The 7681-nt window shown below is 45.5% G+C and carries 4 protein-coding genes and 1 pseudogene; 2 read left to right on the top strand and 3 right to left on the bottom strand.

The window, feature by feature from the left end; genetic code table 11:
• Window positions 1-205 precede the first annotated feature (205 nt).
• Window positions 206-1894 (bottom strand): SulP family inorganic anion transporter, encoded by a 1689-nt coding sequence (locus tag EBI00_RS15835; RefSeq protein WP_206612600.1) that lies wholly within the window; start codon window positions 1892-1894, stop codon window positions 206-208.
• A 117-nt stretch (window positions 1895-2011) separates the two neighbouring features.
• Window positions 2012-5305: a ribonuclease E gene (gene rne, locus EBI00_RS15830; RefSeq protein ID WP_123096901.1), complete on the bottom strand. Its 3294-nt coding sequence runs from the start codon at window positions 5303-5305 to the stop codon at window positions 2012-2014.
• A 468-nt stretch (window positions 5306-5773) separates the two neighbouring features.
• On the opposite strand from rne, the gene EBI00_RS15825 reads away from it, so the two are divergent.
• Together EBI00_RS15825 and EBI00_RS15820 are read left to right on the top strand one after the other, a co-directional pair.
• Window positions 5774-6742 carry an RluA family pseudouridine synthase gene (locus EBI00_RS15825; RefSeq protein ID WP_123096900.1) on the top strand — a complete coding sequence of 323 codons (969 nt, stop codon included), beginning with the start codon at window positions 5774-5776 and terminating at the stop codon, window positions 6740-6742.
• Between the two features lie 14 nt (window positions 6743-6756).
• Window positions 6757-7068 (top strand): annotated as a pseudogene (locus tag EBI00_RS15820) (CLCA_X family protein); the annotation flags it as partial.
• A 360-nt stretch (window positions 7069-7428) separates the two neighbouring features.
• Here the strand turns inward: EBI00_RS15820 and EBI00_RS16105 are convergent.
• Window positions 7429-7681, bottom strand: a 253-nt coding sequence (locus tag EBI00_RS16105) for a transposase (protein WP_148039085.1), incomplete at its 5' end; no start/stop codon positions are given.

The following is a 7681-nucleotide window of genomic DNA, read 5'->3' as shown; positions in this document are numbered from 1 at the left end:
TATGTCAACGTATTTTAGGATGGGACAGTTAAACTGAAAAAGCCGCTTTATCATAAGCGGCTTTTTTTTGCGTGAAAAAACGTCTCTTAACAAAGGTTTATCTCATAAATTACCGGTGATAGTGAGCAGTAAATAAAAGGCCCGAAACTAGAGTGAAGTTCCAGGCCTTTTAATTAGTGCCAAACCAATTTTTTAAGATTATTTATTAGCTTTCGCCGTTGTCTTTTATAGTGGTTGTTTTTGTCTGGTTCGGTAAGTTATTAACAGCCAATGTTAGGGCGGACTGACGTGAGTCGCAAAAAGCGTCATGGGGAAGTCGACTGAGTACACCAAGTTTTTCAAGTCGTTCGGTTGTCTGGCCGTTGGGGCTGAAAATATACACGTCGCAGTTAACATCTAGCGCGTCTTTAATGGCGTTCTCTAATGCGAGACTGATGGTTAGGTCCATCATGGGAACAGCGCTTAGATCAAGCACAACGGCTTTGTAGTTATGGATCCTGTTGTGATGTTTTGCTATGGCTTTGCTTGCTCCGAAAATCATTGGACCAGAAAGATAAAATAACAACACTTGTCCGTCAGCTCGATCGAGTAACTCCTTTTCGATATCGGAAAGAGGGATGTCGTCATCGGCGTCACTGATGGCTTTCACATTGCCAGACTGTAATCGGCTTAATTTTTCTATTGTCATTATGTTGGCAATAAAGACACCTATCCCAACGGCCACCATAAGGTCAACAAACACAGTAAGAGCCATGACGCCATACATGATGATGGTAGGCGACATGGCGACTTTATGAGCGCGCTTTAAAAAACTCCAGTCGAGAATGTTTAAACCGACGTATAAGGCAATACCAGCCAGCACTGCCATGGGTATTGGGCTAATAAGTTGAGAGGCGCCTAATACAACCACAAGTAATATGAGCGCTCTAGTGATACCAGCAATAGGGGATTTTCCGCCTGATTGAATGTTAACAACCGTGCCCATAGTAGCCCCTGCACCTGGCAGACCCCCTAATAAACCAGAAAAGAAGTTTGCTGTACCTTGCCCAATAAGCTCACGGTTTGAGTCGTGTTCTTTACGTGTCAAGCTGTCCGCTATGACGGCTGTTAACAACGTATCAATACAGCCTAGAGTTCCAAGAACGAGCCCGTTAATGATCATTTCAATAAAGACGGATTGCTCAAAGTGGGGCCAGTGAATGGACGGTAATCCGGATGGAATAACACCAATACGACGAACGTCTTCGTCGTTGAATAAAATGACCGACACAAAAGTGATGGCAACCAGAGCCACCAACTGAGGTGGTACAAAACGGCGCCATTGTTTTGGAAAATAAAAGAGCACGCCGAGTGTCAAAAGACCGAGAAAGAGCTCAGAAAATTTTAAATTGAAGAGCAGGCTTGGCAGTGAGCTTAGAGTCCCCATAACGCCACCAGAAGGGGAGGGTTGGCCAAGAAAGGGGGCGATTTGTAAAATGATTAGTATGATGCCAATGCCCGACATGAAGCCTGAAATAACGCTGTATGGCATTAGGGTGATGTACTTGCCAAGTTTTAAGTAACCCAGTGAAATCTGAAAAAGCCCCGCAATCATGACCACGGTAAATGCCATGGCCATCCCGCTGTCTGGGTTGCTGGCCATCATACTGGTGAGCACGGCCGTCATAATCACCGTCATGGGGCCTGTTGGTTCAGATATTAGGCTGGTTGAGCCGCCAAAAATAGCAGCAAACAAGCCAACCAGTATTGCACCCCACAAACCGGCTTCAGCGCCAGCACCAGAAGCTACGCCAAATGCCAGCGCAAGTGGTAAAGAGACAATAGCGGTAGTGGCACCACCAAATAAATCACCAGTAAGAGTCCAGTCTTTAAAGCGAGAAAAATCAATGATCACGGTATTTTACCTTTCTGCTATTGATGCATAGTTCGGTTTAATAATAACGTTTAAAAATGGTATTACAAAAGAGCCCGCATGTCGCGGGCTCTTAGTGTCATTTTAGAAAGCCATCTATTACAAGTTAGTGCTCGGATCTAAGCTTTCACTGTGTGTGCTTTCGTTTACGGTATCGTTTTCACGAGCTAACCTAGGGTCGTTTTTTACTCGACCTGAAGAGGCGCGACGACGTGATGTTGCTGCGTTACGCTTTTCTTCTTGCTCCATTCTTAGCTTTTCCTGCTGCGCTAAAATAGCTGCGGGTAATTCAACCTGTTGAGCGCTTTCTTTTACCGCTTTGGGCGCTGCAGGTTTGCCACGACCGCGACGAGGCGTGCGTGTTGAGCGTGAAGGCGAAGAAGTGTTTTCACTGTGGTTAACAGATGAATTCTCAGCGGTATTGCTACTGGAGGTCTCATCGTTAGTTACCACGTCTTCTGCCTTTTTGTTCTCATCGGCATGAGCGCTTTCTGTCTTTATTTCTTCAGTGTCTGCAGAAACCTTTTCAGTGCTTTCTGTGTGTTCTTCCGCTGCTTGAGCAGAGACTACAGCCTGTGTTTCCACTTTTTCATCTGTAACGGCATGAGTTGGCTTGGCTTCGACTGTTGTCTCTTCTTTAGCCGGTGCGACTTCTTTAGGCTGAGTCGCCTCAACAAGCTCCGCTTTTGCTTCTGTAACTTCTGACTTAGCTTCAGTAGCTTCGGCTTTAGAATCGGTAACTTCCGATTTAGTGTCAACAACTTCAGCTTTAAATTCGGTAGCTTCCGTTTTAGTGTCAACAGCTTCTGCTTTAGTATCGGCAACTTCCACGTCTTTCGCTTCAGTAGCTTCAACAGCGATTTCTCGCATTTGGGCTTTCACAGACATTTTGGGTTTTGCCGTATCCGCTTTGACAGTGTCTTTGTTATTGGCTGCTTCGGTTGTAGTGACGGAATCAACTGCGGTTACTCCGTCGTTTTCAGTTTCGGTGACTGCCTGCACTTCAGGGTTTGATTCCGGTGTTGACACTTCATTAGAAGTGGCTTCTGGCTCCTGAGCTGTTTCATCACTGCTGTCATTTGCTTGCGTGATTTCGTCTCTTTGAGGACGACGAGAGCGGCGAGAACGGCGAGAACGGCGTTGTGGTTCTTCACCATTTTCATTGGCTTCAGTCAGAGCAGCTTGAGCGGCTTCTAGCAAAGCGGTATCTTCTTGCTCTTGTAACTTGACTGCTTCGGCGGCCTCATTTTGAAGTTTTCCACTACGACGGCGATTTTCATTGCGATCACGATTGCGCTCTGTGACTTCAGGAACATTTTTCTGAGTCGGTTTGGCAGCCGGTTTTGTAACAGACTCCGTGCTCTCTGTTTTGTAATCTTGTCTTAACGGCTTATGCTCTTGAGCGTCTTGCTTGTTGCCACGGTTATTGCGTCGGCTGTTGTTGCTGCTCTTAGTTGTCGCTTCGGCCTGTTCACGACGAGATTGACGTGTTGATCGGTTGCTGTCCGTTATCTTATCGTCGCGATCCGCATTTTGGTGTTTAACATTGCGTTTGTTTCTATTGGATTTTGGTTTAACGGGTTTCTCGAAAGCCGTCTTTTCCGTGTCTACCGCTGATGCTTTTGATGTTGACGGCTGAGTGGTTTCTGTTTTGTTTTTGTTCTTTGGTTCAGATTGAGACTCACCAAATAGGCTCGTCATAATGCGTTTGAAAAGGCTGGGTTTTGCTTGCGAACTTTTTACCGTTTTAGCTGTGGTCGCAGTAGCAGGAGCGGCTTTTTCTGGCGCTGGCGCTTTAGGTGGAATGCTGGTTACAGCGGCTTGTGGGCGAACGTTCTCACTTGCTTTGCGAGGTTCGTAAGGTGGCTGCTCAGGGGCTTCTACTAGAGAGTAACTGTTCTCGTTTTGTGTAACCACTGTGCTATCGTCACGAATGCGCTCTACTTCGAAGTGCGGTGTTTCCATGTGTGGATTGGGCACTAAGATGATGTGAACATTGTGTCGTTTTTCAATTTTTGCGATATTTGTTCGTTTTTCATTCAGTAAGAAAGTAGCAACCGACACTGGCAAAACGGCACGAATTTGAGCTGTACGCTCTTTAGAGCACTCTTCTTCGATTAAGCGCAATACCGACAAGGCTAGAGATTCGACGTCGCGAATAAAGCCTTGGCCATTACAGCGAGGACATACGATACCACTGGTTTCACCAAGAGAAGGGCGCAGGCGCTGGCGTGACATTTCTAATAAGCCGAAGCGAGAAATGCGGCCCAGCTGGACGCGCGCACGATCCGCTTCTAGCGCGTTTTTCATGCGGTTTTCAACTTCTTTTTGATTGCGCACTGGGGTCATATCAATGAAATCAATTACCACCAAGCCACCGATATCGCGCAAGCGTAATTGACGGGCAATTTCATCCGCTGCTTCAAGGTTGGTTTGTAGTGCTGTTTCTTCAATGTCTCCACCTTTTGTTGCGCGGGCGGAGTTGATGTCGATAGACACCAAGGCTTCTGTTGGGTCAATGACAATAGAGCCACCAGAAGGTAGTCTAACTTCCCGTTGAAATGCTGTCTCAATCTGAGTTTCGATTTGAAAGCGATTAAAGAGCGGGGTGGTGTCCGTGTACATCTTGATGCGCGATTTGAAGTGTGGCATGACCTGCATGACAAAATTAATCGCATCTTGGTACGCGTTTTTCTCATCGATTAATACTTCGCCGATATCTTCACGCAAATAATCGCGAATAGCGCGTATGACGATGTTGCTTTCTTGGTAAATTAAGAAAGGCGCTGGCTTCTCAGAGGCGGCTTTGGTGATGGAGTTCCACAAGGTATCAAGATAATCCAAATCCCATTGCAATTCTTCTGTTGTGCGTCCAACACCCGCCGTGCGTACAATTAATCCACCATTCTCAGGTGTGTTAAGGCCTGACATGGCTTCTTTAAGTTGAGATCTGTCATCACCGTCAATACGACGTGAAATACCGCCTGCACGAGGGTTATTTGGCATCAATACAAGGTATCGACCTGCTAAACTGACGAAGGTTGTTAGTGCTGCACCCTTGTTGCCTCGCTCTTCTTTATCAACTTGAACGATGACTTCTTGGCCTTCGCTCAGTACGTCCTTAATATTGATGCGACCATCATGATTGGATTTTTTTGAGAAATACGTTTTGGAGATTTCTTTAAGAGGAAGAAAACCATGGCGATCGGCGCCAAAATCCACAAAGGCTGCTTCTAGGCTTGGCTCGATTCGAGTGATTCGACCTTTATAAATGTTGGATTTTTTTTGTTCTCTTGAACCGGATTCGATATCTAGATCATACAGACGTTGTCCGTCTACTAGGGCGACGCGCAACTCTTCTTGTTGAGTTGCATTAATAAGCATTCTAATCATTGTATGTGTGAACTCTGTTGGCTGATACGAAAGAGTCACTGCAGTGATAGGGTAACCATTACTAAATCTGACTCAGATTAAGAGCAGAAAATTCAGTCTTGTTGGCTGGAGGAATGCGCTGATTGTTTATTCCTATATTGTTCGCTTGTGCGGACTTTGCCGTCATTGTTACTAAATTGTCTCTTCAAATCAGTCTCGTTTTTTTGCTGACATTCGAATCCGCGCGAACGCGCGACCGAGCAATATAATGAGAATTCCTTCCACTGAAGCGGAATTTTCCGAATCATGCGGTTTATTATTTAAGATTAACTGTTACAGAGGTAAGATAGGAGCCGAAGTGTCGCTTCGACAAATTCTATTCAATTCATGCATATCTTCGAGGTGTTTTGTTGCCTCTTACCCTTTGCTAGTGTGAATATAACAGTAAATACTAAGTGCTTCAATTATAAAGGAAACCAATCTTAACTTATGTCGGACTCAGAACAAAACTCATCAGAGCGCCCAGCGGTTCGTTACAACACGATTGACGAAAACAATGCCGGCCAACGAATCGATAATTATTTGGTCACTTTTTTGCGAGGTGTGCCTAAGGGTAAAATTTATAATCTGTTGCGCAAAGGTGAGATTCGTGTCAACAAGAAGCGCACAAAGCCAGATTATAGGCTCATGGATGGTGATATTGTACGCATTGCGCCTATTGTATTGACGCCAGAGTCAGAGAAGCCGACTTTGTCAGATCGTTTGAAAAGCGAGATAGAGTCGCGAATTATCTACGAGGATAAAGGTTTAATAGTGATTAATAAGCCGCCCGGCTTGGCTGTGCATGGGGGGAGTGGGTTGAGTTTTGGTCTGGTTGAGGTGATCCGCCAGATGAGACCGCTTGAGAAGTTTATTGAACTGGTGCACCGCCTGGATCGTGATACTTCTGGTTTGATCATGGTGGCAAAAAAGCGCTCAGTGTTAAAAGAGTTGCACACGGCCTTACGCGAAAAAGAAGGGGTGAAAAAAACCTATTTCGCGCTTGTTTATGGAGCTTGGCCAAAGCGTAAGCTGCAAGTCAATGCGCCTTTATTGAAAAATGAGCTGAAATCAGGCGAGCGCGTTGTAAAAGTGCATACGGATGGCAAAGAAAGTCTGACTCGCTTTAAGTTGGCGAGACAGTTTGAGGGTTACAGTCTTGTTGAATGTGAACCGGTGACAGGACGAACTCATCAGATCAGGGTGCATGCTCAGTACGCCGGCTACTCTATTGTTGGTGATGAAAAATACGCCACAGCCGATGAGCTAAAAGCTACCAAAGAACTTGGCTTTAAGCGATTGTGCCTGCATGCCACTCGGTTAGAGATTTCACTTGGTGGTGAAAAAATGTTGTTCGAAGCGTCTATTGAAGACGAGTGGCAGCGCTTGATGAATGATGTGCTGGTTGATGTATTCTGATGTGTGTGATCTAGATGGGTTATGAGTCTAGGGTGAATTTTGTTGATATTCGCCGACGATATGGTTTTCGTGGGATTGAAATGGGGCAGTGGGTCACGCCAGAAGAAAGAGATAGGGCGGCTATTCATTTTGATGGTGCTCTTGAGGATTTAATGGCCGTGCTACAGGGGCCTGAACATCTTGTATCCCTTCGAGGCACATTGGGTATTCAGTATGGTAAGGGTGGGCGGCCTGGTGTGGCGGCTCATTATCGACCTGCTACGCGTCAACTGTCTTTAGCAAAAAATGCTGGGGCGGGCAGCTTGGCTCATGAATGGTTTCATGCTACACCAAAGTTGTATGATTGACATCCCGATACTGAAGTTGTGATAATACTGACACACATTTAAATGTAGAGTGTTAGTATTGAAAAGCAGGTGGTTTCAGGTGCAACATTTGAAGTAATTGAAAAGTTTTACCCCGTGACTTTAGAATTCAGTCAATCTGAGATTGAATCAAGAGAACGAAGATGTGAACCTCTTTACGAGTTACAGGAAGGCTTTGATCGTTTCATACCAGATTTCCCCGTTATTCTGCAAGGTGATGGACACCCTTGGGCTTTAGCTAAGGAACGTGCGATTAAGTCAGATTATTAGCACTAAGTCGCCGCTGGCCTGATTCGCTCTTTAATTCNTCATCAAGACGGATTAACCCCGTGCAGACCTTATCATCTGATCCACTCGCAATATGTTTCCCAGTGCAAACAGCACCGCGAGCTTATTATCATTTTTTGATAGACCTTTATAGACCACTTTGCGGAAGCCAAACTGGCACTTCAGTATCCGAAACGGGTGCTCTACTTTTGCTCTGATGCTCGCTTTTATGTACTCAGTATTGATGGGCTTTTTATTAATACGGGGATGCTTCTTCGATTCCCGAACCTTGCTTGGCATCTCCGCA

The sequence above is a fragment of the Marinomonas hwangdonensis genome, assembly GCF_003721245.1.
Classification (GTDB): domain Bacteria; phylum Pseudomonadota; class Gammaproteobacteria; order Pseudomonadales; family Marinomonadaceae; genus Marinomonas; species Marinomonas hwangdonensis.
This window is presented reverse-complemented; position numbering and strand designations above follow the sequence as displayed.

Bases quoted from the DNA above. Each gene is read 5' to 3' on its own strand.
- rne (WP_123096901.1), bottom strand. From the start codon at position 5,305: ATGATTAGAATGCTTATTAATGCAACTCAACAAGAAGAGTTGCGCGTC.
- EBI00_RS15825 (WP_123096900.1), top strand. From the start codon at position 5,774: ATGTCGGACTCAGAACAAAACTCATCAGAGCGCCCAGCGGTTCGTTAC.